The organism is Streptomyces genisteinicus (genome assembly GCF_014489615.1).
Lineage (GTDB): Bacteria > Actinomycetota > Actinomycetes > Streptomycetales > Streptomycetaceae > Streptomyces > Streptomyces genisteinicus.
Genome location: NZ_CP060825.1, coordinates 1484381 through 1511321, shown reverse-complemented (window position 1 = coordinate 1511321; position 26941 = coordinate 1484381). Strand labels below are relative to the sequence as shown.

The following is a 26941-nucleotide window of genomic DNA, read 5'->3' as shown; positions in this document are numbered from 1 at the left end:
CCTATCCTGCCGTGTCGTACTCCTGGAGTGCGAGGGCGGTGTTCACCAGTCCGATGTGGCTGAACGCCTGAGGGAAGTTGCCGAGCTGCCGGCCGGCGACGGGGTCGTACTCCTCGGACAGCAGCCCGAGGTCGTTGCGGAGCGCCAGCAGCCGCTCGAAGAGCTCGCGGGCCTCCTCGTGACGGCCCGTCATGCACAGCGCGTCGGTCAGCCAGAACGAGCACGCCAGGAAGGTGCCCTCGTCGCCCGGCAGGCCGTCGACGGAGACGCCCTCGGTGCTGTAGCGGCGCACCAGCGGGCCGTTGCCCAGTTCGGCCTGGACGGCGGCGATGGTGCCGAGCACCCGGGGGTCGTCCGGCGGCAGGAAGCCGACGTGCGGGATGAGCAGCGTCGCCGCGTCCAGCTCCTTCGAGCCGTAGGACTGGGTGAAGGTGTTGCGCTCCGGGTCGAAGCCCTTCTCGCAGACCTCCCGGTGCACCGCGTCGCGCATCTCCCGCCAGCGGTCGACCTCGCCGTGCAGGCTGCGGTCGGCCTCCAGGGTGCGCACGGCACGGTCCGCCGCGACCCAGGCCATGACCTTGGAGTGCACGAAGTGGCGGCGCGGTCCGCGCACCTCCCACAGGCCCTCGTCCGGCTCGCGCCAGGCGGTCTCCAGGAAGCCGAGCAGGCTGAGCTGGATGTTCCAGGCGTGCCGCTCGGTCTTCAGACCCGCTCGGCGGGCGATGAAGAGGGAGTCGATGACCTCGCCGTAGACGTCGAGCTGGAGCTGGTTGGCGGCGTCGTTGCCGACCCGGACGGGGACCGAGCCGCCGTATCCGCCGAGCCAGCTGAGCTCGAACTCCGGCAGCCGCCGCTCACCCGCGAGGCCGTACATGATCTGGAGGTCGGCCGGATCGCCGGCGACCGCGCGCAGCAGCCAGTCGCGCCATTCGGCGGCCTCGTCGAGATAGCCGACCGCCACCAGGGAGCCCAGCGTCAGGGTGGAGTCGCGCAGCCAGCAGAACCGGTAGTCCCAGTTCCGGACGCCGCCCAGCTCCTCGGGCAGCGAGGTGGTCGGCGCGGCGACGATGCCGCCCGTGGGGGCGTAGGTCAGAGCCTTGAGGGTGATCAGCGAGCGCATGACCGCGTCGCGGTAGGGGCCGTCGTAGCGGCACTTGGAGGCCCACGCCTCCCAGTCCTCCAGGCAGTGCCGCAGGGACTCGTGGGGGTCGATGAGATCCGGGCGGCTCTGGTGCGAGGGGTGCCAGGTGAGGACGAACGACACGGACTCGCCCGCGGCGACGGTGAACGAGGAGCAGGTGGAGAACTGCTGGCCCCACGTCCTGACCTCCGGCTCGCTGCGCAGCCACACCGAGTCCGGGCCCGCGACGGCGATGCGGTGCCCGTCGGAACGGCGCATCCAGGGCACCACGCTGCCGTAGTCGAAGCGCAGTCGCAGCGTCCCCTCCATCTCGACGCTGCCGCTGACGCCCTCGACGATCCGCACCACGTCGGGCGCCTCGTCGCGCTGGGGCATGAAGTCGAGGACCCGTACGCTGCCCGTGCGGGTCTCCCACACGGTTTCGAGGACCAGGGAGTCCCCGACGTAGCGACGGCCCGTGCAGCGGACCGCGCCCTTGGGCGCGATCCTCCAGTGTCCGTTCTCCTCGTCGCCGACGAGCGCCGCGAAGCACGCGGCGGAGTCGAAGCGGGGCAGGCACAGCCAGTCGACGGAGCCGTCCGCACCGACCAGCGCGGCGGTCTGCAGGTCGCCGATGAGGGCGTAGTCCTCGATACGTTGGGTCACGCTCTCGCGTGTTCCCGCCGGAGAAGCCCGCTAAGCAGCCGCGGTGACCCGCTCCGGCGTGTTCCGGCCGGAATCGGCCGCTTGGTCCCGCTTCTCCCGGCGGACCAGAATCACCCACCCGAGGGGTACGGCGGCGGCGAACAGCCACCACTGGACCGCGTAGGCCATGTGCGCGCCGATCGACTCGTGGTCCGGTTCCGGGATCTGCTCGGGGCCCGCGTCGCCGGAAGCCGGGGCGGTCTGCTCCAGGTAGCCGCCGAGCACCTCGCGGCCCTGCAGCTCGGCCTGCTGCGCACTGTTGATCAGCATCACCTGGCGCGGCGGCAGGCCGGCCAGGTCCCTGATCCCGCTCGCGCCGGTGGTCTCGTCCGCCTTCAGCCGCCCGGTGACGGTCACCGTGCCCCGCGGCGGGGCGGGCACCTCGGGGAAGGCCTTCTGGTCGTCGGCCGCCGGCACCCAGCCGCGGTTGACGAGGACGGCCCGTCCGTCGGAGAGCACCAGCGGGCTCAGCACATGGAAGCCGACACGGTCGTCCGCGTTGGTGCGGCGCCGCACCACGACCTCGTGGTCGGTGTCGAAGGTGCCGGTCGCGGTGATCGTGCGCCAGTAGTCGGCGCGGGGGACCGTGTGCCCGGGGGAGGTGAGCTCCTCGACCGGGACGGGATCCGCTTCGAGGTTCTCCGCGATCAGTTCGTTCTGCGCCACCCGGTGCTGGTGACGGTGGAACTGCCAGAAGCCCAGCTCGACCATCGAAGGGATCAGCACGAGGGCGAGAAGGGTGAGGATCACCCACTGCCGGGACAACAGGAAGCGGTACACGGCTTCGACGGTACCGGTAGCGGCGGCGGCGTCCGACAAGGGGGGTCCCGTCGGCGGACGCCGCCGGAGGGGGACTCACACCCGGTCGACGATGCCTGCCCTCCCCTCGGCGCGGGCGCAGTGGGCGCCGCAGTACCAGTGGCCCTCGACCTCGACGCCCTGGCCGATGATCTGCACCCGGCAGTGCTCACAGATGGGCGCCATGCGGTGGATGGCGCAGGAGAAGCAGTCGAAGACGTGCACCGCGCCCTGCGCGTGCACCTCGAAGGACATGCCGTAGTCGTTTCCGCAAACCTCGCAACGTGCCATGCGCCACAGGGTGAAACGCTTCGCCTCGCCAGCCGGGAGGACGGCGGGCGCGTCGCGCGGCATTCACTCCGATGCGGGTGCGGGACCCGGTGTCCGGCCCCCCGGGGCGCCGGGTGCCGCCGCGAGGACGTCGCCCAGCAACTGGGTGAAGGCCGCCTCGTCGACCACCGGGGTGCCGTAGGCCGCCGCCTTGACCGCCTTCGACGTCGAGGCCCGCGGGTCGTTGGTCACCAGCAGGCTCGTCAGCCGCGACACGCTGGTGGCCACGTGCAGGCCCGCCGCGATCGCCCGGTCCTCCAGCAGCTCGCGCTCCGTCGACGTGTCGCCCGAGAACGCCACCCGCATGCCCTGACGCAGCCGCCCGCCCGGCTCGTAGCGGCCCGGGTTCGGGTAGGGGCACGGAGGCCGCTTGCGCGACGGGCGCCAGCCGCCGTGGCCGTAGGAGGACTGGTAGCCGACGCGCGGGGCGGCCGGGGACTCGGACCACTCCGTCAGCGGCAGGCACTCCAGCAGCGGCAGCCGCACCCCGTCGCGGGCCGCCGCGTGCAGGCTCGGCCGGAACGCCTCCGCCAGCACCCGGGCGTCGTCCAGGGCGTGGTGGGCACGCTGCTGGACCACCCCGAAATGGGCGGCGAGCGACTCCAGCTTGAGGTTGGGCAGCGGCAGCCGCAGCTCCTTGGCGAGCGCGATGGTGCACAGCCGCTGGCGGGTGGGCGCCTGGCCCCGGGACCGCGCGTACTCCCGCGCGATCATGCCCCAGTCGAACGCGGCGTTGTGCGCGACCAGCACACGGCCGTCGAGACGCGACGACAGCTCCTGGGCGATCTCGCCGAACAGCGGCGCGCCCTCCAGCACATCGCTGGTGAGACCGTGGATCCACACGGGGCCCGGGTCCCGCTCGGGGTTGACCAGCGTGTACCAGTGGTCCTCGACGTCGCCACGGGCGTCGAGCCGGTAGACGGCGGCGGAGATTATCCGGTCGTCGCGGGCGAGTCCGGTGGTCTCCACGTCGACGACCGCGTACCCGGTGGGGTACGCGGCCGGCCATGTCGTCGCTGCGGTCGTGCGGTCGTCGAGCATGGTCACAGAGAATACGGCCCGACACCGACAGCGACCGCGCCCCCCGTCCTCCGGTCCCGTGCCCCGCACCGCCCGGAGGCAAGCCCCCCTCGCCGTCAGCGGGTTGACGCGACGGGCCCGGCCGGAGATGAGAACCTGCCGGACGTGACGGACGAAACGGGCGGCCGGGGCGGCGGAGCGGAACCCGGCGGGGACGGCGCGCTCCCCGCCGGCGACGCGCAGGGCGAACCGCACGGAGGCGGCCTGGGCACCCGCCTCAACTGGCTGCGCGCGGCGGTCCTCGGAGCCAACGACGGCATCGTCTCCACGGCCGGCCTCGTCGTCGGCGTCGCCGGTGCGACCGCGGACCGGGCCGCCCTGCTCACCGCCGGCCTCGCGGGTCTGCTCGCCGGCTCCATGTCGATGGCGGCAGGCGAATACGTCAGCGTCTCCACCCAGCGGGACTCCGAGAAGGCCGCCCTGACGGCCGAGAAGCGCGAGCTGAGGGAACGGCCGGAGGCCGAACTCGACGAACTCGCCCAGCTGTTGACCGCACGGGGACTCTCACCCGGCGTGGCGCGGGAAGCCGCCGTCCAGCTCACCGAGCGGGACGCGCTGCGCGCCCACGCACGGGTGGAGCTCGGAATCGACCCGGACGAGCTCACCAACCCCTGGCACGCGGCGGGCGCGAGCTTCCTCGCCTTCACGGTGGGCGCGCTGCTCCCGCTGCTGGCCATCGTGCTGCCGCCGTCCGGCGCCCGCCTGTACGTGACGGCGCTGTCGGTGCTCGCCGCGCTCGCCGTCACCGGCTGGTGGAGCGCCCGCCTCGGGGCCGCCCGCCCCGGCCCCGCGGTGCTGCGCAACGCGGGAGGCGGGGCGCTCGCCATGGCGGTCACCTACGGCGCGGGGAGCCTGCTGGGGGCGACGGGGATCTGACGCCTCGGCGGGCGCGGGGGCGGGGCCGCGGGGCCCGTCGGCCGTCGCCACATGCGGTGGCCGCGTGGGCCGGTCCCGGCCGACCGGTCCGGGGATCGCGGGGCGTCCGGCCGGGGACCTGCCCCGTACCAGGCGGCCGAGCCGGAGCGGCTGTCGGACCGCGCAGGGCTCGGGCCCACGGCCGTGACCGGTCCGCCCGGTGGCGCCGCGCCGTCGTGTCGGCGGTCTCGTGCCGACCCGTCCCGTGGCGGTGGTCGGGGCGGCCTCCTGCCCGGTCGGCGGAGCCGGAGAGCCGTGCGGGGTGGTCGCCCCGGGGGCTTGGGGCCTGCGGGCCACGGGGGCGGCGGGTGCCGACTGCCCCGGGCGGTCCGTTCCGTGGTGACGTGCCCGGCGGGCGGCCCGTTCCGTGGTTCCGCGCCGGGTCGTCCCGTGGCCGCGGCGACGGGACGACGGAGAGCCTCAGAGCCGTGCGGGGCCGCCGCCCCGGGGGCTCGGGGCGACCGGACGGCAGGCGCCGCCCGCCCCCGGCCGGTCCGACCGGGGGCGGGCGTACCGTGGGGGAGTCACATCCCGCACACCTGTCAGGACCCCAGCCATGCGAGCCACCGTCATCCGCGCCCCGCACGACATCCGCGTGGAGGAGGTGGCCGACGCCGTCGTCCGGGAGCCCGCCGACGCCGTGGTGCGTGTGCTGCGCGCCTGCATCTGCGGCAGCGACCTGTGGGCCTACCGCGGCGAATCGGCGCGCCAGCCCGGTCAGCGCATCGGACACGAGTTCCTCGGCGTGGTGGAGGGGACCGGCGCGGACGTCACCGGCTTCGCGCCCGGTGACCTCGTCGTCGCGCCCTTCGTCTGGTCCGACGGCACCTGCGAGTACTGCGCCGAGGGGCTCCAGACCTCCTGCCCCCGGGGCGGGTTCTGGGGCTCCGCCGGCTCCGACGGAGGCCAGGGCGAGGCGGTCAGGGTGCCCTTCGCCGACGGCACCCTGGTGAAGCTGCCCGCGGACGCCGCCTCTGACGACCGGCTGCTGACCGGTCTGCTCGCCCTCTCCGACGTGCTCGGCACCGGGCACCACGCGGCCGTCGGCGCCGGAGTCGCACCCGGCTCCACGGTCGCCGTCGTCGGCGACGGCGCCGTGGGGCTGTGCGGGGTCCTCGCGGCCCGGCGCCTGGGCGCCGACCGCATCATCGCGCTGGGCCGCCACACGGCGCGCACCGACATCGCCCGCCTGTTCGGCGCCACGGACGTCGTCGCCGCCCGGGGCGAGGAGGCCGTCGCCGCCGTGCGCGAGATGACCGGCGGACACGGCGCGCAGGCCGTGATCGAGGCCGTCGGCACGGAGCAGTCGATGCGCACCGCCGTCGGCATCGCCCGGGACGGCGGGGCGATCGGCTACGTCGGCGTCCCGCACGGCAGCGGCACCGGCCTCGACCTGTCCGTCATGTTCGACCGCAACATCGCGCTGCGGGGCGGGGTCGCGCCGGTCCGCGCGTACATCCCCGAGCTGCTCCCCGACGTCCTCGACGGCACCATCGACCCCTCGCCCGTCTTCGACCTCGCCGTCCCGCTCGGCGGGGTGCCCGGCGGCTACAAGGCCATGGACGAGCGCACCGCGCTGAAGGTCCTCGTCACCCCCTGACCCCGCCGGGGCGGGGTCAGGCGCGCCAGACCGGGGCGTCCGCGCCCAGCGTGCCGGAGGGCGCGGACCAGTCCCCGGGCCCGCCGGCGTACGCGACGGCCGGGAGGGCGTGCCGGAGCACGCCGCGAGGGGTGCGCCTCTCGGTGAGCCACGGCTCGGCCGTCCACCCCCCGGGGCCGGGGTCCGGCCCCGGGGTCAGGCTGTGGGTGAGCCAGGCCGCCGTCTGCGCGAGGGCCACCTCCACCAGCCGGGCGCCGCCCGCGGTGTGCTGCTCCGTCAGCGACCGCAGGACGCCCGCGGCCAGCAGGTAGCCGCTGCCGTGGTCGAGGGCCTGCGCCGGAAGGGCTCCCGGGGACGTCGTGCCGCCCTCCTCCAGGGCGATGCCCGACGCGGCCTGCACCAGGCTGTCGAAACCCCGGCGACCCGCCCACGGCCCGTGCCGGCCCCAGGCGGAGAGCCGGGCGACGACCAGCCCGGGGCGCCGCGCCGCGAGCGCGTCCGGGGCGAGGCCGTAGCGGTCCAGAGCGCCGGGCCGGTAGCCGGTTAGGACCACGTCGGCCGAGGCGAGCAGCTCCTCGAAGACCGCGCGGTCGCCGCGCCGCGCCAGGTCCAGCAGCGCCGAGCGCTTGCCGAGGCCCGTCTCGTCGTGCGCGTCCTGGGCCTCCGGCAGGCCGGGGGAGTCGATCCGCAGGACGTCCGCCCCGAGGAGCGCCAGGGTGCGGGAGGCCACCGGGCCCGCCAGCACCCGCGTCAGGTCGAGCACCCGCAGCCCGGCGCACGGCAGCCCCGGGCCGCCCGGCGCACGCCGCGGACCCTCGCCGCCGATCCGGTCCGCCACCAGCAGCGGCCGGGCGGCCGCCGCGGCCCCCTGGGGATGGGCGGCCCATTCGTCCGCGGTGCGCACCGCGACGGCGAGGCCGCCCGCCGCGTACACGGTCTCCTCGACGTCCCGGGCCCGCCGGCCGGCGAGGCACCCGGCGACGGCGGCCGCACCGCCGTCCGGCAGCCTGTCCGTGTCCTGCGGCAGACCGAGGGCGGTCAGCAGACGGGCCCGGTGGTGGGGGTAGTTGGCATGGGTGCGCACCCAGCCGTCGGCGGTGCGCCAGAAGCGGGACAGCGGTGCGAACGTCGTCGGCGCGGCCCCGTCCACCCGCACCAGCCGATCGCCGAGGAACGCGGCGGTGACGGCGCCGTCGTCGACGCGCACGGCCGGGACACCGCCGCCCCCGCCGCGGCGTGCCGCCAGCTCGGCGGCGGCGAGCGAGCACACCGCCACGGTGGCCCGCGCCAGGTCCCGTACGGGCAGCCGGGACGGGAGGGCGCCGGTGCCCGTGTACGTCACCCGGCCGAGCAGGGCCGGATCGCCGCCGAGGGCCGCCCAGGCGCCGGCGGTGCCGCTCGCGGGGTGCCCGGCGTCCGGGGGCGCGCCACCAGTCGTGTGGTCCATCCAGGCAGTGTGCCACCGTGCCGGAGACGCCGAGGGGCCCGGTGGGGTACGGGACGCCGTGGGTGGCCCCACGGCGTCCGTGACCGCACCGGGCCCCGGACAGGCGCTGCGACTACCGGCGCACGGCGTCCAGGGCGTCGGCGACGCCCGTGCCGTAGAAGCCGTTGTCACGCGTGGTGCCCTCGCAGACGGCGTCGACGGTGCCGTTGCCGTCGATGTCGTACGGGTTGGTGCACGCGGTGTCGTCCGCCTGCGCGTAGAGCAGGCCCTTCACGGCCGCCGGGGGCGCGTAGAGGTGGTTCGACTTGATCAGCGCGACGACGCCCGCGACGTGCGGGGACGCCATCGAGGTGCCCGCCTTGTAGCCGTAGCCGCCGCCCGGGAGCGTCGACAGGATGCGGCCGTCGACGGCCGGGGCGTCCGGCGTCTGGTAGCGGGTCGAGTCGCCGCCGGGGGCGGAGATGTCGACGACGCCGTTGCCGTAGTTGGAGTACGAGGCCTTCAGGTTCTTCGCGCCGAGCGCGGAGACCGTGACGACGCCCGGGATCTGCGTCGGGATGTCGAGGCACTCGCGCGGGTTGATGACCCGCTCGACGGGCGTGGTGTCGTTCGGGCTCGTGGTGTCGGTGATCTCGTCGGCCGCGAGGTCCATCCGCGAGTTGCCCGCCGCCGCCACGTTGACCGCGCCCTTGCGCTCCGCGTACCGGGCGGCCCGGGACACGGCCTCGACGAGCGCCTTCTGGTCGGCGTCGTTCTTGCAGGCGAACAGCCACGGGTCCGTGTAGTAGCTGTTGTTGGTCACGTCGACGCCGTGCTCGGCCGCCCACACGAAGCCGCAGACGACGGCCTCGGTGTAGAAGAACCCGTCGGGCTGCGAGACCTTGATGCCCGAGACCTTCACGCCGGGCGCGACACCGGTGATGCCCACGCCGTTCTTGGCGGCGGCGATCGTGCCGGCGACGTGGGTGCCGTGGTCCGACTCGTCCGGACCCGGACGCCAGGCGCCGTCCGCGGTGTCCGGGGCGCCGCCGACACAGCTGACCGAGGCGTTCCGGTCGAAGTTCGGGGCGAGGTCCGGGTGGGTGTCGTCGACACCCGTGTCGATCACCGCGACGGTGACCTTCTTGCTGCCGAGCGACTTCTTGTGCGCCTTGTCCGCCTTGATGGCGGGCAGGTCCCACTGCAGCGGCTCGAGCGGGTCCTGGCCCGAGACCGCGTCGGCCGCGGCGGCCTTCGCCTCCTCGGCGGAGAGCGGACGCTCCGAGTCGATGGCCATGTCCGCCGCGGGGGCGATCGGGGCCGTGCGCGTGACACCGGCGGACGCGACGCCGCGCACCTGACGGATCGTCTGTCCGAACGCAGGATTCTGCGAGTGGACGACGATGACGCCTATCTGGTCGTACGCGTACACGATCGTGCCGCCGGCCTTGGCTATCGCCTTCTTGACGGCCTTCGCGGTGCCGTGGCCGCCGTTGACGTTGACCACGTAGGACAGCTTGGGGCCGTCCGTCGACACAGCCGCGGGGACATCACTGGTGACGGCTGCCGACGCCGTACCCGCCGGCAGGAATCCCAGCGATGCCGTGAGCGCCAGACCGGCGGGGAGCGCGAGTGCGCGCCGTCGTCTGGATCCCAGATGAGCCATGGGTTCTCCACATCATCCGTGACAACCGCCCAGACACCCCTTGCGAATGGGCGGGTTCATGACGAGTGAAGCTATCGCTGATCATGTCGGCACTTCAATGGATCCGGGCAACGGATGCCACGGGAAGGACACGAAGTCCCACGGAAAAAGAACGGACGTGAACCGGTTCGGCGCGCACGCCGTGCCGTTGTCAGGGAGTGGAACAAGAATCGGCCACCCCCACTCGCAGCACCCCCCTGACCCCGATCACCGCACCCGCGTCGCGAGGAGATTCCGTGACCACCGATGCACCGCCGCCCAAGGGCGCTTCGGACACCAGCCCGGCCCAGCCCACGACGGAGCAGTTCGTCCAGGTGCAGGAAAGTCCGGAATTCGGCGAACTGCGCAGTACCTACCGTTCCTTCGCCTTTCCGCTGACCGTCGCCTTCATCGCCTGGTACCTGCTCTACGTGCTGCTCTCGAACTACGCGGGCGGCTTCATGGGCACCAAGCTCTTCGGCAACATCAACGTCGCCCTCGTGCTGGGCCTCGCCCAGTTCCTCACCACCTTCCTCATCGCCTGGTTCTACTCGCGCCACGCGGCCGCGAAGCTCGACCCGAAGGCGGACGCCATCAAGTCCCGTATGGAGGCCGACGCATGAGCCCCGCCCTGCAGCTGGCGGCGGAGAACGCCACCACCGAGCACCGGCCGCTGATCATCACCCTGTTCGCCGCCTTCGTCGTGGCGACCCTCTTCATCACCGTCTGGGCCGGGCGCCAGACCAAGGACGCCTCCGACTTCTACGCGGGCGGCCGCCAGTTCACCGGCTTCCAGAACGGCCTCGCCATCTCCGGCGACTACATGTCCGCCGCGTCCTTCCTCGGCATCGCCGGCGCCATCGCCCTCTTCGGCTACGACGGCTTCCTCTACTCCATCGGCTTCCTGGTCGCCTGGCTGGTGGCCCTGCTGCTGGTCGCCGAACCGCTGCGCAACTCCGGCCGCTACACGATGGGCGACGTCCTCGCCTACCGGATGCGCCAGCGCCCCGTCCGCACCGCCGCCGGCACCTCCACCATCGTCGTCTCGATCTTCTACCTGCTCGCCCAGATGGCGGGCGCGGGCGTCCTCGTCTCGCTGCTGCTCGGCATCACCAGCGACGCCGGCAAGATCGCGATCGTCGCCCTGGTCGGCCTGCTGATGATCGTCTACGTGACCATCGGCGGCATGAAGGGCACCACCTGGGTCCAGATGGTCAAGGCCGTCCTGCTCATCGCGGGCACCCTGCTCATCACCTTCATGGTGCTGTGGAAGTTCAACTTCAACATCTCCGACCTGCTGGGCAAGGCCGCCGAGAACAGCGGGCAGGGAGCCGCGTTCCTGGAGCCCGGACTCAAGTACGGCGCCACCGAGACCTCGAAGCTGGACTTCCTCTCGCTGGGCATCGCGCTCGTCCTCGGCACCGCCGGTCTCCCGCACATCCTGATCCGCTTCTACACCGTCCCGACCGCCAAGGCCGCCCGCAAGTCCGTGAACTGGGCCATCGGCATCATCGGCGCCTTCTACCTGATGACCATCGCGCTCGGCTTCGGGGCCGCCGCGATCGTGGGCCCGGAGACGATCACCGAGTCCAACAAGGCGGGCAACACGGCCGCGCCGCTGCTCGCCCTGCACATCGGCGGCACCGACTCGGCCTGGGGCGCGATCCTGCTCGCGGTGATCTCCGCCGTCGCCTTCGCGACCATCCTCGCCGTGGTCGCCGGCCTCACCCTGGCCTCCTCCTCGTCCTTCGCGCACGACATCTACGCCAACGTCATCCGCCGGGGACAGGCCACCGACAAGGAGGAGGTCCGCGCGGCACGCTGGGCGACCGTCCTCATCGGCATCGTGTCCATCGGGCTCGGCGCCCTCGCCCGCGATCTCAACGTCGCCGGTCTGGTGGCCCTCGCCTTCGCCGTCGCCGCCTCCGCGAACCTGCCGACGATCCTCTACAGCCTCTTCTGGAAGCGGTTCACCACCCAGGGCGCGCTCTGGTCGATCTACGGCGGTCTCGCGACCTCCGTGCTGCTGGTCCTCTTCTCCCCGGTCGTCTCCGGCAAGGCCACCTCGATGTTCCCGGACGTCGACTTCGCCTGGTTCCCGCTGGAGAACCCGGGCCTCATCTCCATCCCGGTCGGCTTCCTGCTCGGCTGGCTCGGCTCCCTGCTCTCCAAGGAGGGACCGGACAAGGGCAAGTACGCGGAGCTGGAGGTGAAGTCCCTGACCGGCGTCGGAGCCCACTGACCGGACAGGAACACCGTCTTCCGCGGCCGTGTCGTAGGGTCCTACGACACGGCCGCGCCGTGGCTCGTGTCAATCGGACCGGTTCACCGGCGACGCACTGGCGTAGGCTCGAAAGCGTCGTTTCCACGAACCGGGGAGGGGGCCCACAGTGCTCATCGACACCTATGGCCGCGTGGCCACCGACCTGCGCGTGTCCCTGACCGACCGCTGCAACCTGCGGTGCACCTACTGCATGCCCGAAGAAGGACTGCAGTGGCTGACGAAGACCGATCTCCTCGACGACGACGAGATCGTCCGGCTGATCTCCGTCGCCGTCGCCGACCTCGGCATCGAAGAGGTCCGCTTCACCGGCGGCGAGCCGCTGCTGCGTCCCGGACTCGTCGGCATCGTCCAACGGGTCGCCGCGCTGGAGCCGCGCCCGCGGATGTCCCTCACCACGAACGGCATCGGCCTCGGACGCACCGCCGCCGCCCTGAAGGACGCCGGCCTGGACCGGGTCAACGTCTCCCTCGACACCCTGCGCCCCGACGTCTTCAAGACCCTCACCCGGCGCAACCGCCACCACGACGTGCTGGACGGCCTCGAAGCCGCCCGTGCCGCCGGGCTCACCCCGGTGAAGGTCAACGCGGTCCTGATGCCCGGCCTCAACGACGACGAGGCCCCCGACCTGCTGGCCTGGGCCGTCGAGCACGACTACGAGCTGCGCTTCATCGAGCAGATGCCGCTGGACGCGCAGCACGGCTGGAAGCGCGACGGGATGATCACCGCGGGTGACATCCTGGCCTCCCTGCGCACCCGGTTCGCCCTCACCCCCGAGGGCGACGACGCCCGCGGCTCCGCCCCCGCCGAACGCTGGCTCGTCGACGGAGGGCCCGCCCGCGTCGGGGTCATCGCCTCCGTGACCCGGCCCTTCTGCCGCGCCTGCGACCGCACCCGGCTCACCGCCGACGGTCAGGTGCGCACCTGCCTCTTCGCCACCGAGGAGACCGATCTGCGCGGGGCCCTGCGCTCCGGCGCACCGGACGAGGAGATCGCCCGGATCTGGAAGCAGGCCATGTGGGGCAAGAAGGCCGGATCCGGACTGGACGACCCGTCCTTCCTCCAGCCCGAGCGGCCCATGTCAGCCATCGGCGGCTGACCCGCCGGCGGCCTCGCGGCGCTGCCACTCGGCCAGCTCCACCACGTCCTTCAGGAACCCGCGCACCCCGAGGAACTGCGACAGGTGCTCGCGGTGCTCCTCGCAGGCCAGCCATGTCTTGCGGCGCTCGGGCGTGTGCAGCTTGGGGTTGTTCCAGGCGAGAACCCAGACGGCCGCCGCGCGGCAGCCCTTCGCGGAACAGACCGGGATGTCGTCACTCACCGGATCATTGTCGCAACATGGCGACGCCGAGCAGCCACGGGGGGAGCTGCCCGGCGTCGGTCCGTCGCTCCGACGGGGGATGCGGAGCGCGTACGAAGTATGTCACGGGTAACGGCTCGGCGTGCACAGGAACTTCATGATTGATCTGAGGTTTTCCTGAGGTTCTCGGACTGTCCGGTTTCCGGGCCCGGGGCCGCGGGAAGCGCGGCCACCGGCTCCTGCGAAGGCCCCGGGAAGTACGCCGACGGCAGCGAAGGGGCGTTCTCCCGGCCCGCGTTGGCGATCACGACCGCGACGTACGGCAGCAGGACGCCCAGCGCCAGGGCCACCACGGCGACGTGCCGTTCGACGTTCCACAGCACCGCGGCCAGCACGACCGACACCGTCCGCACCGACATCGAGATCACATAGCGCCGCTGCCTGCCCCGCACGTCGTCGGCGAGACCCTGGCGTGCCCCCGTGATCCGGAAGACCTCCGGCTCACCACGTCTGCGCATTCCGCTCACCACCCGCATCCCGCGCCGGGCGGTCCCGGACGGCGCTCCCGACAGTCACCCCACGGTACGCCCGGGTCCGCACGCCGACGAGAGGGGGTCCGCCTCCCGCCGGGCGAACCTCCCCGAGGTGCGGGGCGCCGCACACGGGCAGAGACTGTCAGGCGTAACGGCTCACACGGAGCGGTACGAGGAGGCGGCCATGGGCTGGTTGTGGGCGATCATCGTGGGATTCGTGCTCGGTCTCATCGCGAAGGCGATCCTGCCGGGCAAGCAGCACAGCCCGCTCTGGCTGACCACGATCTTCGGCATCATCGGCGCGATCATCGGCAACGCCCTCGCCAGGGCCTTCGGGATCGACGAGACCGCCGGCATCGACTGGGGCCGCCACATCCTCCAGCTGGGCGCCGCGATCGTGATCGTGTTCCTCGGAGACATGGCCTATGTCTCGCTGAAGGGCGGAAAGCGGGAACGGGCCTGAGGACCCGGTCCGCGAACGGCCGACGGCTGCGGCCGGGAGGGTTTCGAGCCCTCCCGGCCGCAGCCGTCCGCCGTGTCCGCGGTCAGCCGGCCGAGACCTCGACCGCCGCCAGGTTCCGCTTGCCGCGGCGCAGCACCAGCCACCGCCCGTGCAGCAGGTCCGCGGCATCCGGCACGGCGTCCTCGGCGGTCACCTTCACGTTGTTCACGTAGGCGCCGCCCTCCTTCACGGTGCGGCGCGCGCCCGAGCGGCTCGGCGCCAGGCCGACCTCGGTCAGCAGGTCGACGACCGGCAGCAGCTCGGACACCCGGGCGTGCGGCAGCTCCGACAGGGCGGCGCGCAGCGTCGCCTCGTCCAGCTCCGCCAGCTCGCCCTGGCCGAACAGCGCCTTGGAGGCGTTCACCACCGCGGCGCACTGGGCGGCCCCGTGCACCAGCGTCGTCAGCTCCTCCGCGAGCGCGCGCTGCGCGGCGCGGGCCTGCGGGCGTTCCTCCGTCTGCCGCTCCAGCTCCTCCAGCTCCGCGCGGGAACGGAAGGACAGGATGCGCATGAACCGGGAGATGTCCCGGTCATCCGTGTTCAGCCAGTACTGGTAGAACGCGTACGGCGTCGTCATCTCCGGGTCGAGCCACAGCGCCCCGCCCTCGGACTTGCCGAACTTGGTGCCGTCCGCCTTCGTCATCAGCGGTGTCGCCAGCGCGTGGACATGGGCGTCCGGCTCCAGGCGGTGGATCAGGTCGAGGCCCGCGGTCAGGTTGCCCCACTGGTCGCTGCCGCCCTGCTGGAGCACGCAGCCGTAGCGCCGGTACAGCTCCAGGAAGTCCATGCCCTGGAGCAGCTGGTAGCTGAACTCCGTGTAGCTGATGCCCTGTTCGGACTCGAGACGGCGGGCGACCGAGTCCTTGGTGAGCATCTTGTTGACCCGGAAGTGCTTGCCGATGTCCCGCAGGAACTCGATCGCGGACATGCCCGCGGTCCAGTCCAGGTTGTTCACCATGATCGCGGCGTTCTCCCCCTCGAAGGAGAGGAAGGGCTCGATCTGTGAACGCAGCCGGTCCACCCACAGCCTGATGGTCTCCGGGTCGTTGAGCGTGCGCTCGGCCGTGGGCCGCGGGTCGCCGATCTGCCCGGTCGCGCCGCCGACCAGCGCCAGCGGACGGTGACCCGCCTGCTGGAGGCGGCGTACGGTCAGCACCTGCACCAGATGACCCACGTGCAGGGACGCCGCGGTCGGGTCGAAGCCGCAATAGAACGTGACGGGGCCGTCCGCGAGAGCCTTGCGCAATGCGTCCTCGTCCGTGGACTGGGCGATCAGCCCGCGCCACGTCAGCTCGTCGACGATGTCCGTCACAGTGTCTTCCGTCCTCGTACCGTGGTCGTTCAGGGAACAGGGGCCAGTCTATGGCCCTCCCGCGGCCCCGTGGCCGCGGGAGGACCGCCGTCAGACGCCCTGGCTGACCGAGCTCATGTTGAAGTCCGGCACCCGCAGGGCGGGCATCGCGGCCCGGGTGAACCAGTCGCCCCACTCGCGGGGCAGGGTCTTCTCCGTCCGGCCGGCCTCGGTGGCCCGGCCCAGCAGGCCGACAGGCGACTCGTTGAACCGGAAGTTGTTCACCTCGCCGACCACCTCGCCGTTCTCGACGAGGTACACACCGTCCCTGGTCAGACCGGTCAGCAGCAGGGTCGCCGGGTCGACCTCGCGGATGTACCACAGGCAGGTCAGCAGCAGGCCCCGCCCGGTCGAGGCGACCATCTCGTCGAGCGAGCGCTCGCCGCCCGCGTCCAGGATCAGGTTGTCCGCGCCCGGCGCGACGGGCAGCCCGGTCAGGCCGGCGCTGTGGCGGGTGGTGACGAGCCGCTCCAGCTTCCCCTCGCGCACCCATTCCGTCGGCCCCAGCGGCAGACCGTTGTCGAAGACCGAGGCGTCGTCGCCGGACGAGTGGGCGATCACGAACGGCGCCGACTCCAGACCCGGCTCGTGCGGATTGCTGCGCAGCGTGAGCGGCAGCCCGGAGAGCGTCTCGCCGACCCGGGTGCCGCCGCCCGGCCGGGAGAAGACCGTGCGGCCCTCGGCCGCGTCCCGGGCCGCCGACGACCACAGCTGGTAGATCAGCAGGTCGCCCACCGCGGTGGGCGGCAGCAGCGTCTCGTAGCGGCCGGCCGGAAGCTCGATCCGGCGCTCGGCCCAGCCGAGGCGCCGGGCGAGTTCGGCGTCGAGCGCGCCGGGGTCCACGTCCTTGAAGTCCCGGGTCGAACGCCCGGCCCACGCCGAGCGCGAGCGGTCCGGCGACTTGGCGTTCAGCTCCAGCGTGCCGGTGGGCTGGTCGTGCCGCAGCCGCAGACCGGTGGACGTGCCGATGTACGTCGAGGTCAGCTCGTGGTTCGCGAAGCCGTAGAGCTCGCGCCCGCCCGAGCGGGCCCGCGCGAACGCCTCGCCCAGCGCCGGCGCGAAGTCCGTGAAGACCGCGGACGAGGTCTCGGCCGGCGCGTCGGTGAAGTCGGGGGACGCGGGCACGCCCGACACCAGGGGCTGCGCGTCCTCCGCGGGCCCGGCGCCGCGTGCGGCGTCCTCGGCGGCCCGGACGACGGCCTCCAGCTCGTCCGCGGTCACCGCCGAACGGGACACCACTCCGGAGGCCGTGCCCTCGGCCCCGTCCACGGTGGCGACGACGGTGAGGGTGCGCCCCCGGGTCACACCGTTGGTGGTCAGGGCGTTGCCCGCCCAGCGGAGGTTCGCCGACGACTGCTCGTCGGCGATCACGACGCAGCCGTCGGCCGTGGACAGCGCGAGCGCCCGCTCGACGATCTCGTGCGGCTTGGTGGTACGAGCGCTCATCGCCCCGCCTCCTGGGTGGTGTTCAAGATGTTGACGCCCCGGAAGAGGGCGGACGGGCAGCCGTGTGAGACCGCGGCGACCTGGCCGGGCTGGGCCTTGCCGCAGTTGAACGCGCCGCCCAGGACGTAGGTCTGCGGCCCGCCGACCTGTTCCATCGACCCCCAGAACTCGGTCGTCGTCGCCTGGTACGCGACGTCCCGCAGCTGTCCGGCCAGCCGTCCGTTCTCGATGCGGAAGAAGCGCTGCCCGGTGAACTGGAAGTTGTGGCGCTGCATGTCGATCGACCAGGAGCGGTCGCCGACGACGTAGATCCCGCGCTCCACCCCGCCGATCAGGTCCTCGGTGGACAGCCCGCCCGGGTCCGGCCGGAGGGAGACGTTCGCCATCCGCTGCACCGGCACGTGGGAGGGGGAGTCGGCGAAGGCGCAGCCGTTGGAGCGGCCGAGGCCGGTGAGCTTCGCGATCCGGCGGTCCAGCTGGTAGCCGACGAGCGTACCGTCCTTCACCAGGTCCCAGCTCTGCGCCTCGACGCCCTCGTCGTCGTAGCCGATCGTCGCCAGCCCGTGCTCGGCGGTGCGGTCGCCGGTCACGTTCATCACGGTCGAGCCGTAGGCGAGCCTGCCCAGCTGGTCGAAGGTCGCGAACGAGGTGCCCGCGTACGCCGCCTCGTACCCGAGCGCGCGGTCGAGCTCGGTGGCGTGGCCGATGGACTCGTGGATGGTGAGCCACAGGTTCGACGGGTCGACGACCAGGTCGTAGCGGCCCGCCTCGACGCTCGGGGCACGCATCTTCTCCGCCAGCAGACCCGGGATCTGCTCCAGCTCGGCGTCCCAGTCCCAGCCGGTGCCCGTCAGGTACTCCCAGCCCCGGCCGGCCGGCGGTGCGACGGTGCGCATGGAGTCGAACTCGCCGGAGGTGCCGTCCACGGCGACGGCGGTCAGCTGCGGGTGCAGCCGCACCCGCTGCTGCGTGGTGACCGTGCCCGCCGTGTCCGCGTAGAACTTGTTCTCCTGCACGGTGAGCAGCGAGGCGTCCACGTGCGCGACGCCGTCCGCACCCAGCAGCCGCGCGCTGAAGTCGGCCAGCAGGGCCGTCTTCTCCTCGTCCGGCACCTCGAAGGGGTTGATCCCGTAGGCGGAGATCCAGGTCTTCTCGGCGTGCACCGGCTCGTCCGCCAGCTCCACCCGCTCGTCCGAGCCCGCGGCCGCGATCACCTTCGCGGACAGCTTCGCCATCGCCACCGCCTGGCCCGCCACCCTGGCGGCCGCGTCCATGGTCATGTCGACCCCGGAGGCGAATCCCCAGGCGCCGCCGTGCACCACCCGCACCGCGTATCCCAGGTCGGTGGTGTCGGACGACCCGGCGGGCTTGGCGTCGCGCAGCCGCCACGAGGCGCTGCGCACCCGTTCCAGCCGGAAGTCGGCGTGCTCGGCGCCGAGCGCGCGGGCCCGGGCGAGCGCCGCGTCGGCGAGCGCGCGCAACGGCAGCGCGAGAAACGATTGATCGATGTCGTGGGGCACGGCCGTCTTTCCTCCAGGAACTCACCGGGACCGCTTCGGCACGCAGTGAATCACGGCCGTGGCCCGCCATGTCCGGAGATTCCGCACGGGTGTGCCGTGCGCGCCGGCCGCGTCAGCCGTCCACGCGGGCGCCCGCCGCGAGCGCGGTGAACGCCGCCCAGGCGGTGGGCGACACGGCGAGCGGGGGGACGCGGGTGTCCTTGGAGTCGCGGACGCGGACGGTACGGGGGGAGAGGGCGACCTCGACGCAGTTGTCGTTCTCGCTCCCGCTGTAGCTGCTCTTGCGCCAGTCCAGGTCGTCGGTGGTGCTCATAGCGCTCCTCGCATCCGTTCCAGCAGCGTCACGGTAGCCCGGCAGTCCAGGGCTTGTGAACGCAGCTTCCCATAGCGCTGGAGCAGGACGCTCACGTCCTTCGGCGCGGAGATCAGGCTGCTCGACCGCTGCCCTTCCGTGTAGCCGAGCCACTGATGGGCAGGCGTCTCGGCCAGGTACATCTGCCCGTCGATGCCGCAGTGGTCCTCCTGGACGGCGGGCATGATCTGGATCTCCACGTTGCGGCGTGCGCTCATCTCCAGGAGGTGCCGGATGACATGGCCGGTGACCTCGCGGCCTCCCATGCGGCGTGCGATCACGCTCTCCTCGATGACGAAGCTGAACGCGGTGTTCTGGTTGGCGGCGAGGAGGCGCTGCCGGTCTAGCCGCGAGGTCACCTCACGCTCGATCTGCTCCTCGCAAGCCGGTGGCAGCCGCCGGTCGAAGATCGCCCTGATGTACGGCTCCGGCTGCAACAGCCCGGGTACGGCCCGGCACTCGTACGCGTACAGGGAGATCGCCTCCTCCTCGACGCCCGCCCACTGCCGGAACCACGAGGCCAGCACCGCCCGCCGGGACAGACTGCGCGCCGCCGCGGTGAGGACCTTCAGGGCGACGGGCCCGAGGACCTGCTCCGCGCGGCCCGGCAGGTCCGACGGGGGGAAGCGCTTGCCCTGCTCGATCTTGGCGATGTACGCGGCCGAGTACCGGACCCGGGCGGCGAACTCCTCCTGGGTGAGGCCGGACTCCTCGCGGAGCGCCTTCAGGACGACGCCGAAGGTCCGCAGGCTGTCCGAGAGTTCCGCTTCGCCGCCGTTCGCCCCGGCGCCTCCTCCGTGGTCCGTCCTCATCGCCGTGGTGCCTCCCGTGCTCACGTCTCACCGACCCGCCCAACCGATCCATGGTGACGGGGAGTCACCCACCCGGTCCAGAGCGTGTCCTGGTACAGGCGGGTCTGTTTCGGCTCCGTGCCTGGTGACGGCGAGTGGGCCCCGGGGAGGCTGACGGGCATGCCAGGATCCACGGCCCAGGAGGCCGTCACCGTACGTGTGTTCGCCCATCGCTTCCCCGCGACCCGCAGGGGCGCGGCACACGCCCGCCGGCTCGCCGCCCGCCGCCTCGGCCTCTGGGGGTTTCCCCCCGGCCACCCGGACTCCGACGCCGTCTGTCTCGTCGTCGCCGAACTCGCGGCCAACGCGGTCCTGCACGGCCGCGTCCCCGGCCGGGGCGCCGCGTTGAGGCTCGCCTGGGACGCGGGCGCGGGAAGCGTCCGCGTCGAGGTCTCCGACACCCACCCGCGCCGCCCCGCCGCCGCCCCGGAACCGCCCGCCGACGCCGAGGGGGGACGGGGCCTGCTCCTCGTGTCGGCCGTCGCCGCGAGCTGGGGTGTCGCCGACCGGGCGGGGCCGGGGAAGACCGTGTGGGCCGAGCTTGCCGTCAACGGCGCGTCGAGTGCTACCCCGTTCGTGGGTAGTTGATGATCTTTCTCCGTAACATCCGGCTTCTGGCCAGGAGTTGCCTTTTCAGCCACTGTCCGTGGCGGCCGGTATGGTTGTCCGCCTGCTTGAGTTGACGGTCAGCTCTGCTACGGGCGAAGGCGTGTGGAGGCGTACGTGGTCGGACGCGAGATCGCTGCGGCGGACCATCCGAGCAAGGAGGTCAGGGCGGTTCTCAAGCGGCTCGTCGAGGGAGGCTGGGTTCTGCGCTCGGAGGCCCACTGGGGCACTCTGTACTGCCCCTGCCCCGACCACTGCACGGTGATCCGCGTCGGCGGCACGCCGAAGAACCCCGGCCAGGAGGCGCGCCGAATAGGCCGCAAGGCGAAGTGGTGTCCGCTGCCTCCGGACGACCCGCGCGCAGCATTGCGTGGCGGCGTTGTCAATTGACAACGCCGCATGCCTCGGCGAAGCTTGCGCCAGGGGGACGTTACCTGGAATCGAAAGGCGCAGGCGTAGAGGAACCAGGAAGCGAACAGGCACACTCATGGGGGGCTGGGGCGCCATGGAGTACGAGTTCCACTTCGTCGTGGACGGCATCGATGTGGAGGACGACGCGGCATTCGCGGTCGTCCACGAAGTGTTCGGTGGTGTGCTGACGCGCCACCGTGACCGGCACTTTCTCGACGTGTCGGAGAGCGGTGCGAACGCCATCGACGCGGCGCACCGGATCGTCGTGCGACTGCGGACCTCTCTGCCCGCACTCCGTCTGCTGCGCGTCGATCCCGACCTCGTAGGGGTCTCCGACATCGCGGAGCGTGCGGGTCGCACCCGGCAGAACGTTCAGCAATGGCTGAGCGGCGAGCGGCGCCAGGACAAGCTGCCCTTCCCCGATCCCGAAGGGATCGCGGGGCGCTCGCCTGTCTGGAGGTGGGGAGACGTGAACGCCTGGCTGGCCCAGTTCGGCGAAGGTGACGACGTACACCCACCGACCCGCGAGGAAGCGCTGACCATCGACTTCCTGCTGCCGAAATGGCAGCGCACGCTGGACGACGGCCTTCCGCTGGTGCACTTCACGGCCGCGGAGACGGGTGACGGCAGGGACCAGGAGCGTGAGGACGTCCAGCGTCTGCTGGAGGGCACGCTGGCGCTGCCCGGAGTCCTGGAGCGCATGGCGGCGATCCCCGTGCCCAGAGCGGAGCATCAGCGGCTCACTGTCGTGTGCGCCGTTCTGCCCGACCGGTTGAGCAGTGTCATCTCGCGCATCGGACACGACGAGGTCTGGGCCGTTCTCGCCTGTCAGGGTGCCAAGGGCGAACTGCATCTCCAGCCGGTCGGCACCGCGAAGGCGCCGGGTGCGGTGCCCATGTCCGAGCTGGGCCTGGGCCGCGAAGCCACCGTCGGGGATCTGCTGCTGGTCCAGACGAACGGTCCGGACGGTACTCCCGTCCCGCCGATCACTCCCGTCGGTCTGGGCTGAGCCCTCTCTCCTCTCTCGACGCTCTGCTTTCACGGTCCGCTTCTTCGGCCGGGGCGGGGGCGCGGACAGCCCGTGCGGCCGTCCGGGCACTCCTCCGGCCCCCGTCGGTGTGGCACCGGCCGGGGCCTGTGTATGTAGGGACCCGACAGCGGCGGACACACGGCGCTGTCACGGCCCGATTCTCCGTACGGGGCCCCGGACCGATAGTTTGCAGACGTACCAGACCGCAGAGGGAAAGGGTGATCCGTTGAGCCGCTCGGTTCTCGTCACCGGAGGAAACCGGGGCATCGGCCTCGCCATCGCCCGCGCGTTCGCGGCGGGCGGCGACAACGTCGCGATCACCTACCGGTCGGGGGAGCCCCCGGCCGGCTTCCTGGCCGTCCGGTGCGACATCACCGACGCCGAGCAGGTGGAGCAGGCCTACAAGGAGATCGAGGAGAAGCACGGTCCCGTGGAGGTGCTGGTCGCCAACGCCGGCGTCACCAGGGACCAGTTGCTGATGCGCATGTCGGAGGAGGACTTCACGTCCGTCCTCGAGACCAACCTCACGGGCACCTTCCGTGTCGTCAAGCGCGCCAACCGCGGCATGCTCCGCGCCCGGAAGGGCCGCGTCGTGCTGATCTCCTCGGTGGTGGGCCTGCTCGGCTCCGCCGGCCAGGCCAACTACGCGGCCTCCAAGGCCGGGCTCGTGGGCTTCGCCCGCTCGCTCGCCCGTGAGCTCGGGTCGCGCAACATCACCTTCAACGTCGTCGCCCCCGGTTTTGTCGACACCGACATGACCCAGGTGCTCACCGACGAGCAGCGCGCCGGCATCGTCGCCCAGGTGCCGCTCGGCCGTTACGCGCAGCCGGAGGAGATCGCCGCCGCGGTGACGTTCCTCGCCTCCGACGACGCCTCGTACATCACTGGAGCCGTCGTTCCCGTCGACGGCGGATTGGGCATGGGTCACTGATCAATGAGTGGAATCCTCGCCGGCAAGCGCATTCTCGTCACCGGTGTGCTGATGGAGTCCTCCATCGCCTTCCACACCGCCAGGCTGGCCCAGGAGCAGGGCGCCGAGGTCATCCTGACGGCGTTCCCCCGGCCCACGCTGACCGAGCGCATCGCCCGCAAGCTCCCGAAGCCCGCCAAGGTCATCGAGCTCGACGTCACCAACGACGAGCACCTGGACCGGCTGGCCGGTCTGGTGCGTGAGGAGCTCGGCGGGCTGGACGGCGTCGTCCACTCCATCGGCTTCGCCCCGCAGGACGCCCTCGGCGGCAACTTCCTCAACACGCCGTTCGAGTCCGTGTCGACGGCCATGCACGTCTCGGCGTTCTCGCTGAAGTCGCTCACCATGGCGTGCCTCCCGCTGATGGAGGAGGGCGGCTCGGTCGTCGGCCTGACCTTCGACGCGCAGTTCGCCTGGCCGCAGTACGACTGGATGGGCCCGGCCAAGGCCGCCCTGGAGGCCACCAGCCGCTACCTCGCCCGCGACCTCGGCAAGCAGCAGATCCGCTGCAACCTGATCTCGGCCGGTCCGATCGGCTCCATGGCGGCGAAGTCCATCCCCGGCTTCACCGACCTGGCCAAGGTGTGGGACGACCGCTCCCCGCTGGAGTGGGACATGGCCGACCCGGAGCCCGCCGGACGCGGCGTGGTCGCACTGCTGTCCGACTGGTTCCCGAAGACCACGGGCGAGATCGTCCACGTCGACGGCGGCGTCCACATCATGGGCGCCTGACCGGCGAAGACGCCATCGGCGACGCCCCGCACCCCGCGCGCAGCGGAGTGCGGGGCGTCGCCCGTTCGGCCCTGCGGATGGGCGGCCGGACCCGGGGGCGGCGATCCTGAGTGAGCAATCTTCCTTGTGGTGCTTTTGCGGCGTCGCGCGCCGCAGTTCGGCCGAGGGGGTCCTGCTTGTGCGTACGACATGGCGTGACGCCTCCGTCCTCGCCGCCGCTGCACTGATGCTGACGGTCCCGGCGGCCGCGCAGATCTCGCGCCTCCAGGACGACCCGCCCGGGGTCGCGGCCCCCGAGGCGCCGGTCTACCGGGCCGACTGCCGCACCCGTATCGACGGCTCGACCGTCACCGCGTACTGCCACAACCCCACCCCCGGCTCCGACCGCGTGCGGCTGCACGTCGAGTGCGACCGGTGGTGGGACCTCGACGCCGACACGGCCGCCGTCGAACTGTTCCCGGCCGGCTACGCCGAGCTCACCCAGCGCTGCTGGAAGGAGATACGCGCGGTCTGGGTCAGCCACCAGCCTCAGCGGGCCGCGCGAGACACATGAACGGGTAGCTCGCCGCCTCGGCGGCCGCTGTGTCCCCGTCGCCCGCCCGGATCGCCTCCACCAGGCGCGCGTGGTCCATGTGGTGGGCCGGCCGCAGCTCGCCGCCCACGTCGTCGCGGAGCCAGTCGCGCAGCAGGTCCGCGAGGTCCGCGTACAGCCCCGTGAGCACCTCGTTGTGCGAGGCCGCCACCACGGCCAGGTGGAAGGTCGCGTCCGCCGCCACGAACAGCTCGGCGTCGCCCGAGTCCCACGCCTCCTCACGGCGGTCCAGCAGCGCCTCCAACTGGGCCAGGTCCTTTGCGGTGCGCCGCTCGGCGGCGAGCCTGGCGCCCGACGACTCCAGCGTGGAGCGCAGCTCGGCGACGTGACGCGGGTCGGCGTCGGCGAACCGCCGGTGCATCACCCCGGCCAGTTCGCTGGTGGCCACCACGTACGTCCCCGACCCCTGCCGGATGTCCAGCAGCCCGTTGTGCGCCAGCGCCCGCACGGCCTCGCGGACCGTGTTGCGGGCGACGCCCAGCTGCTCGACGAGCTCGGGCTCGGTCGGGATGCGCGAGCCGACCGGCCACTCGCCGGACGTGATCTGGTTCCGCAACTGCCCGATGACCTGGTCCGACAGCGCGGAACGCCGGGGGGAGGTCAGCGCCATGGTGCTCCCTTTCGTGAAGGCCGTCCCGGCCCGTGCCGTGCACGAGTGGACAACCAATCATCCCATGATTCTATGATGGTGTTCATGTCTGACGAGATCCGCACCCTGAGACGCGCTCGCGCGGCCGCCCCGTCGTCCCAGGATTCTCCCGCCCGGCCCGCGCCCGGAGCGCGCACGGTCTGGGCGACGCGGCTCGTCGTCGCCGGCATCGTCCTCGCCGCGCTCAACCTCCGGCCCGCCGTCACCAGCCTCGGCGCGCTCCTGGAGGAGGCCCGGGTCGACCTCCACATGAGCGGCGCGGTCACCGGGCTGCTCACCTCGGTGCCTGCACTGTGCTTCGCGGTCTTCGGCACCACTGCCCCGCGGCTCGCCCGGCGCTTCGGCCCGGCGGCCGTCGTGTGCGCCGGCATGGCCGCCATCACCGCCGGTCTGGTGATCCGCCCCTTCGCGGGCGGCTCCGCCGCCTTCCTCGCCGCGACCGCGCTCGCCCTGGTGGGCATCGCCGTGAGCAATGTGCTGATGCCGGTCATCGTGAAGGACTACTTCCCCGACCGGGTCGGCCCGATGACGGGCGTCTACTCCATGGCCCTCGCCGCCGGCACCTCCCTCGCCGCGGCCGCCACGGTCCCCATGACCTCGGCCCTGGGCGGCAGTTGGCGTGCCGGGCTGGGCGTCTGGGCCGTGCTCGCGGCCGCCGCCGTGCTGCCCTGGCTCGCCCTGCTCCGCGACCGCAGCGGTTCCGGTTCGGGCTCCCGTTCCGTGCCGGGCGGTCCGGCCGCCCGCGCGGCGGACACCCCCGCGCCCCCGATCACCCGGAGTCCGACCGCGTGGGCCCTCGCCTGCTTCTTCGGCCTCCAGGCGACGGGCGCCTACATCACCATGGGCTGGATGCCGCAGATCTTCCGCGACGCCGGTGTGTCCGCGTCGACCGCGGGCGTCCTGCTCGCGGTGACCATGGCCATGGGAATCCCGCTGGCGTTCGTCATCCCGCGGCTCGCGGCCCGGATGCGCAACCAGGGCCCGATCGTCGTCGCCCTCGGGCTGTGCGGCATGACCGGTTACCTCGGCCTGTTCCTCGCACCCGCCGCCGGGGCGTGGGCGTGGGCCCTGCTGCTGGGTGTGTCGAACTGTGCGTTCCCGCTCGCGCTGACCATGATCGGCATGAGGTCCCGCACCGGCGCCGGGGTCGTCAGGCTCTCGGCGTTCGCCCAGTCCGCGGGCTATCTGATCTCGATTCCCGGGCCGCTGCTGGTCGGTGTGCTCTACCAGCACAGCGGCGGCTGGACCGTGCCGCTGCTGCTGATGGCCGGGCTGCTGGTCCCGCAGATGGTGGCCGGCGTGTTCGCGGGGCGGGACCGGACGATCGAGGACGGCGGGCGGGTGCGAGACTGATCCCATGCCAGTGCTCGAACCGAACCCCCAGAACGGCCAGCGGAAGCTCCTCGGGATCTTCGGCCTCATCCTCCTCATCGGCGTGGTCATCTCGATCATCGCCACCATCGCGGCCCCCTGACCTTCCCGCGCCGTCCCCGCCCCGCGGCGCCGACCCGGCCGCGCGGGGTGGGGGCTGCTCCTTGCACGGGGTCCGGCTGCGTGCGCGCGCCGGCGCGGGTTGCGCGTGCGGGTGCGGTGCCCCTCGTGCGGCGAGTGAGCCGAAGGGGCGCGGCGGTGCCGAAAGGGAGAGCGCGCGGAGGTCCCGAGGAACGAGGGACCGAGCAAGGTCGACCGTCGGGACCGTCCTGAGCGCCCCGGAGGCGAACCGAGCCACCGAAAAGGCAGGCGCCCCGGAGGCGAACCGAGCTTCGAAACAAAAGGTGGTGCCGGCACCACCGTCCCCTAGGGGGTCAGGCTCAGGGGGAAGTGGGTGGCTCACCGGATGGGCCGGGTCTTCCGTGGTCCGTAGATTCGGGGTACTGAATCGACGGACCCCCGGGAGGCGGCCATGCCGGACCGCACGCAGACCTCTGTCCCTCTCCGGACCTCCGGTGCCGGGGCTGTGCGTCTGCCCTGGTGGGCGCTGGCGCTGCCGGTGCTTGCCTTCGTCGCGCTGCTGACGCTGATCGCCGGGCCCGCGGAGGCGCATGCGGCGGGCGGGAGCGCCCCGGGTGCGGGGCAGGTCATCGAGCGGATCCACGCGCTGCTGGCGCGCTGACGGCACCGTCCCCCTTCGAGGGGTGAGCGGTCAACTCCCTGCGC

The 26941-nt window shown here is 72.5% G+C and carries 29 protein-coding genes; 15 read left to right on the top strand and 14 right to left on the bottom strand.

Translation table 11 applies throughout. The annotated features are described in order from the left end of the window. Position 1: 1 nt before the first annotated feature. The 4 genes from IAG43_RS06700 to IAG43_RS06685 all read right to left on the bottom strand — a co-directional run bounded on the left by IAG43_RS06700 (position 2) and on the right by IAG43_RS06685 (position 3994). Positions 2 to 1786 carry a glycoside hydrolase family 15 protein gene (locus IAG43_RS06700; RefSeq protein ID WP_187739840.1) on the bottom strand — a complete coding sequence of 595 codons (1785 nt, stop codon included), beginning with the start codon at positions 1784 to 1786 and terminating at the stop codon, positions 2 to 4. 30 nt (positions 1787 to 1816) lie between these two features. After that, entirely contained in the window at positions 1817 to 2605 is a 789-nt protein-coding gene (locus IAG43_RS06695) for an SURF1 family cytochrome oxidase biogenesis protein (RefSeq protein WP_187739839.1), read from the bottom strand. Positions 2606 to 2680: 75 nt separating this feature from the next. After that, on the bottom strand, positions 2681 to 2914 hold the full coding sequence (locus IAG43_RS06690; RefSeq protein ID WP_100106509.1) for a hypothetical protein: 234 nt from the start codon (positions 2912 to 2914) through the stop codon (positions 2681 to 2683). A 63-nt stretch (positions 2915 to 2977) separates the two neighbouring features. Next, entirely contained in the window at positions 2978 to 3994 is a 1017-nt protein-coding gene (locus tag IAG43_RS06685; protein WP_187739838.1) for a DEDDh family exonuclease, read from the bottom strand. A gap of 243 nt (positions 3995 to 4237) precedes the next feature. Between IAG43_RS06685 and IAG43_RS06680 the strand changes: the two genes are divergently transcribed. Further along, entirely contained in the window at positions 4238 to 4909 is a 672-nt protein-coding gene (locus IAG43_RS06680; RefSeq protein ID WP_246574703.1) for a VIT1/CCC1 transporter family protein, read from the top strand. 595 nt (positions 4910 to 5504) lie between these two features. Beyond that, positions 5505 to 6548, top strand: a complete 1044-nt coding sequence (locus IAG43_RS06675) for a zinc-dependent alcohol dehydrogenase family protein (protein ID WP_187739836.1) — start codon at positions 5505 to 5507, stop codon at positions 6546 to 6548. 16 nt (positions 6549 to 6564) lie between these two features. Here the strand turns inward: IAG43_RS06675 and IAG43_RS06670 are convergent, their stop codons facing one another. Together IAG43_RS06670 and IAG43_RS06665 are read right to left on the bottom strand one after the other, a co-directional pair. Continuing rightward, positions 6565 to 7995 (bottom strand): CoA transferase, encoded by a 1431-nt coding sequence (locus IAG43_RS06670; RefSeq protein ID WP_187739835.1) that lies wholly within the window; start codon positions 7993 to 7995, stop codon positions 6565 to 6567. A 112-nt stretch (positions 7996 to 8107) separates the two neighbouring features. Further along, positions 8108 to 9640 carry a S8 family peptidase gene (locus IAG43_RS06665; RefSeq protein WP_187739834.1) on the bottom strand — a complete coding sequence of 511 codons (1533 nt, stop codon included), beginning with the start codon at positions 9638 to 9640 and terminating at the stop codon, positions 8108 to 8110. Positions 9641 to 9915: 275 nt separating this feature from the next. On the opposite strand from IAG43_RS06665, the gene IAG43_RS06660 reads away from it, so the two are divergent. The 3 genes from IAG43_RS06660 (at position 9916) to moaA (ending at position 13038) form a co-directional block, all read left to right on the top strand. Continuing rightward, complete coding sequence (locus IAG43_RS06660) at positions 9916 to 10281, top strand: DUF485 domain-containing protein (protein WP_187739833.1); 366 nt, start codon at positions 9916 to 9918, stop codon at positions 10279 to 10281. Further along, positions 10278 to 11900, top strand: a complete 1623-nt coding sequence (locus IAG43_RS06655; protein ID WP_187739832.1) for a solute symporter family protein — start codon at positions 10278 to 10280, stop codon at positions 11898 to 11900. The genes IAG43_RS06660 and IAG43_RS06655 overlap by 4 nt, the downstream gene beginning before the upstream one ends. Before the next feature lie 148 nt (positions 11901 to 12048). After that, complete coding sequence (gene moaA / locus IAG43_RS06650) at positions 12049 to 13038, top strand: GTP 3',8-cyclase MoaA (protein ID WP_187739831.1); 990 nt, start codon at positions 12049 to 12051, stop codon at positions 13036 to 13038. Here moaA and IAG43_RS06645 read toward each other — a convergent pair. Continuing rightward, positions 13021 to 13260 (bottom strand): hypothetical protein, encoded by a 240-nt coding sequence (locus IAG43_RS06645; protein ID WP_187739830.1) that lies wholly within the window; start codon positions 13258 to 13260, stop codon positions 13021 to 13023. The genes moaA and IAG43_RS06645 overlap by 18 nt on opposite strands. Positions 13261 to 13394: 134 nt before the next feature. Continuing rightward, the gene (locus IAG43_RS06640) at positions 13395 to 13757 is read right to left on the bottom strand and encodes a DUF3099 domain-containing protein (protein ID WP_246574095.1); all 363 of its coding nucleotides are present in this window, start codon (positions 13755 to 13757) and stop codon (positions 13395 to 13397) included. Between the two features lie 199 nt (positions 13758 to 13956). Here IAG43_RS06640 and IAG43_RS06635 point away from each other — a divergent pair, with 199 nt between their 5' ends. Next, positions 13957 to 14235, top strand: a complete 279-nt coding sequence (locus tag IAG43_RS06635; protein WP_187739829.1) for a GlsB/YeaQ/YmgE family stress response membrane protein — start codon at positions 13957 to 13959, stop codon at positions 14233 to 14235. Positions 14236 to 14317: 82 nt separating this feature from the next. Here the strand turns inward: IAG43_RS06635 and tyrS are convergent, their stop codons facing one another. From tyrS to IAG43_RS06610, 5 genes are all read right to left on the bottom strand, one after another. Then, a complete protein-coding gene (gene tyrS / locus IAG43_RS06630) occupies positions 14318 to 15586 on the bottom strand; it encodes a tyrosine--tRNA ligase (RefSeq protein ID WP_187739828.1) in 1269 nt (422 codons plus the stop codon). A gap of 90 nt (positions 15587 to 15676) precedes the next feature. Continuing rightward, a complete protein-coding gene (locus tag IAG43_RS06625) occupies positions 15677 to 17071 on the bottom strand; it encodes a TldD/PmbA family protein (RefSeq protein ID WP_187739827.1) in 1395 nt (464 codons plus the stop codon). Continuing rightward, entirely contained in the window at positions 17068 to 18591 is a 1524-nt protein-coding gene (locus IAG43_RS06620) for a TldD/PmbA family protein (protein WP_187739826.1), read from the bottom strand. The genes IAG43_RS06625 and IAG43_RS06620 overlap by 4 nt, the downstream gene beginning before the upstream one ends. Before the next feature lie 112 nt (positions 18592 to 18703). After that, entirely contained in the window at positions 18704 to 18904 is a 201-nt protein-coding gene (locus IAG43_RS06615; protein WP_187739825.1) for a DUF397 domain-containing protein, read from the bottom strand. Beyond that, positions 18901 to 19755, bottom strand: coding sequence for a helix-turn-helix domain-containing protein (locus IAG43_RS06610; protein ID WP_187739824.1), 855 nt, complete (start codon positions 19753 to 19755; stop codon positions 18901 to 18903). The genes IAG43_RS06615 and IAG43_RS06610 overlap by 4 nt, the downstream gene beginning before the upstream one ends. 159 nt (positions 19756 to 19914) lie before the next feature. On the opposite strand from IAG43_RS06610, the gene IAG43_RS06605 reads away from it, so the two are divergent. The 6 genes from IAG43_RS06605 to IAG43_RS06580 all read left to right on the top strand — a co-directional run bounded on the left by IAG43_RS06605 (position 19915) and on the right by IAG43_RS06580 (position 24096). Next, the gene (locus tag IAG43_RS06605; protein WP_187739823.1) at positions 19915 to 20382 is read left to right on the top strand and encodes an ATP-binding protein; all 468 of its coding nucleotides are present in this window, start codon (positions 19915 to 19917) and stop codon (positions 20380 to 20382) included. A gap of 135 nt (positions 20383 to 20517) precedes the next feature. Then, on the top strand, positions 20518 to 20790 hold the full coding sequence (locus tag IAG43_RS06600; protein WP_187739822.1) for a hypothetical protein: 273 nt from the start codon (positions 20518 to 20520) through the stop codon (positions 20788 to 20790). Positions 20791 to 20905: 115 nt separating this feature from the next. Continuing rightward, entirely contained in the window at positions 20906 to 21820 is a 915-nt protein-coding gene (locus IAG43_RS06595; RefSeq protein ID WP_187739821.1) for a helix-turn-helix transcriptional regulator, read from the top strand. Positions 21821 to 22067: 247 nt separating this feature from the next. Then, positions 22068 to 22772, top strand: coding sequence for a 3-oxoacyl-[acyl-carrier-protein] reductase (gene fabG, locus IAG43_RS06590; RefSeq protein ID WP_187739820.1), 705 nt, complete (start codon positions 22068 to 22070; stop codon positions 22770 to 22772). 3 nt (positions 22773 to 22775) lie between these two features. Continuing rightward, positions 22776 to 23543, top strand: a complete 768-nt coding sequence (gene fabI / locus IAG43_RS06585; protein ID WP_187739819.1) for an enoyl-ACP reductase FabI — start codon at positions 22776 to 22778, stop codon at positions 23541 to 23543. Between the two features lie 178 nt (positions 23544 to 23721). Next, on the top strand, positions 23722 to 24096 hold the full coding sequence (locus IAG43_RS06580; RefSeq protein ID WP_187739818.1) for a hypothetical protein: 375 nt from the start codon (positions 23722 to 23724) through the stop codon (positions 24094 to 24096). Here IAG43_RS06580 and IAG43_RS06575 read toward each other — a convergent pair. After that, positions 24059 to 24745 (bottom strand): FadR/GntR family transcriptional regulator, encoded by a 687-nt coding sequence (locus IAG43_RS06575; protein ID WP_187739817.1) that lies wholly within the window; start codon positions 24743 to 24745, stop codon positions 24059 to 24061. The genes IAG43_RS06580 and IAG43_RS06575 overlap by 38 nt on opposite strands. 84 nt (positions 24746 to 24829) lie before the next feature. Here IAG43_RS06575 and IAG43_RS06570 point away from each other — a divergent pair, with 84 nt between their 5' ends. From IAG43_RS06570 to IAG43_RS06565, 3 genes are all read left to right on the top strand, one after another. Further along, on the top strand, positions 24830 to 26137 hold the full coding sequence (locus IAG43_RS06570) for a CynX/NimT family MFS transporter (protein ID WP_187739816.1): 1308 nt from the start codon (positions 24830 to 24832) through the stop codon (positions 26135 to 26137). Positions 26138 to 26141: 4 nt separating this feature from the next. Beyond that, positions 26142 to 26258: an SGM_5486 family transporter-associated protein gene (locus IAG43_RS34935; protein WP_280521568.1), complete on the top strand. Its 117-nt coding sequence runs from the start codon at positions 26142 to 26144 to the stop codon at positions 26256 to 26258. Between the two features lie 483 nt (positions 26259 to 26741). Further along, entirely contained in the window at positions 26742 to 26897 is a 156-nt protein-coding gene (locus IAG43_RS06565) for a hypothetical protein (RefSeq protein ID WP_425508571.1), read from the top strand. Positions 26898 to 26941: the final 44 nt, after the last annotated feature.

Excerpts from the sequence above, each read along its gene's own strand:
- IAG43_RS06575 (WP_187739817.1), bottom strand. The coding sequence starts at position 24,745 with ATGGCGCTGACCTCCCCCCGGCGTTCCGCGCTGTCGGACCAGGTCATC.
- IAG43_RS06675 (WP_187739836.1), top strand. The coding sequence starts at position 5,505 with ATGCGAGCCACCGTCATCCGCGCCCCGCACGACATCCGCGTGGAGGAG.
- IAG43_RS06615 (WP_187739825.1), bottom strand. The coding sequence starts at position 18,904 with ATGAGCACCACCGACGACCTGGACTGGCGCAAGAGCAGCTACAGCGGG.
- IAG43_RS06670 (WP_187739835.1), bottom strand. The coding sequence starts at position 7,995 with ATGGACCACACGACTGGTGGCGCGCCCCCGGACGCCGGGCACCCCGCG.
- IAG43_RS06685 (WP_187739838.1), bottom strand. The coding sequence starts at position 3,994 with ATGCTCGACGACCGCACGACCGCAGCGACGACATGGCCGGCCGCGTAC.
- IAG43_RS06625 (WP_187739827.1), bottom strand. The coding sequence starts at position 17,071 with ATGAGCGCTCGTACCACCAAGCCGCACGAGATCGTCGAGCGGGCGCTC.
- IAG43_RS06610 (WP_187739824.1), bottom strand. The coding sequence starts at position 19,755 with ATGAGGACGGACCACGGAGGAGGCGCCGGGGCGAACGGCGGCGAAGCG.
- IAG43_RS06635 (WP_187739829.1), top strand. The coding sequence starts at position 13,957 with ATGGGCTGGTTGTGGGCGATCATCGTGGGATTCGTGCTCGGTCTCATC.
- IAG43_RS06570 (WP_187739816.1), top strand. The coding sequence starts at position 24,830 with ATGTCTGACGAGATCCGCACCCTGAGACGCGCTCGCGCGGCCGCCCCG.
- IAG43_RS06640 (WP_246574095.1), bottom strand. The coding sequence starts at position 13,757 with ATGCGCAGACGTGGTGAGCCGGAGGTCTTCCGGATCACGGGGGCACGC.
- IAG43_RS06690 (WP_100106509.1), bottom strand. The coding sequence starts at position 2,914 with ATGGCACGTTGCGAGGTTTGCGGAAACGACTACGGCATGTCCTTCGAG.
- IAG43_RS06655 (WP_187739832.1), top strand. The coding sequence starts at position 10,278 with ATGAGCCCCGCCCTGCAGCTGGCGGCGGAGAACGCCACCACCGAGCAC.
- IAG43_RS34935 (WP_280521568.1), top strand. The coding sequence starts at position 26,142 with ATGCCAGTGCTCGAACCGAACCCCCAGAACGGCCAGCGGAAGCTCCTC.
- IAG43_RS06665 (WP_187739834.1), bottom strand. The coding sequence starts at position 9,640 with ATGGCTCATCTGGGATCCAGACGACGGCGCGCACTCGCGCTCCCCGCC.
- fabI (WP_187739819.1), top strand. The coding sequence starts at position 22,776 with ATGAGTGGAATCCTCGCCGGCAAGCGCATTCTCGTCACCGGTGTGCTG.
- IAG43_RS06595 (WP_187739821.1), top strand. The coding sequence starts at position 20,906 with ATGGAGTACGAGTTCCACTTCGTCGTGGACGGCATCGATGTGGAGGAC.
- IAG43_RS06605 (WP_187739823.1), top strand. The coding sequence starts at position 19,915 with ATGCCAGGATCCACGGCCCAGGAGGCCGTCACCGTACGTGTGTTCGCC.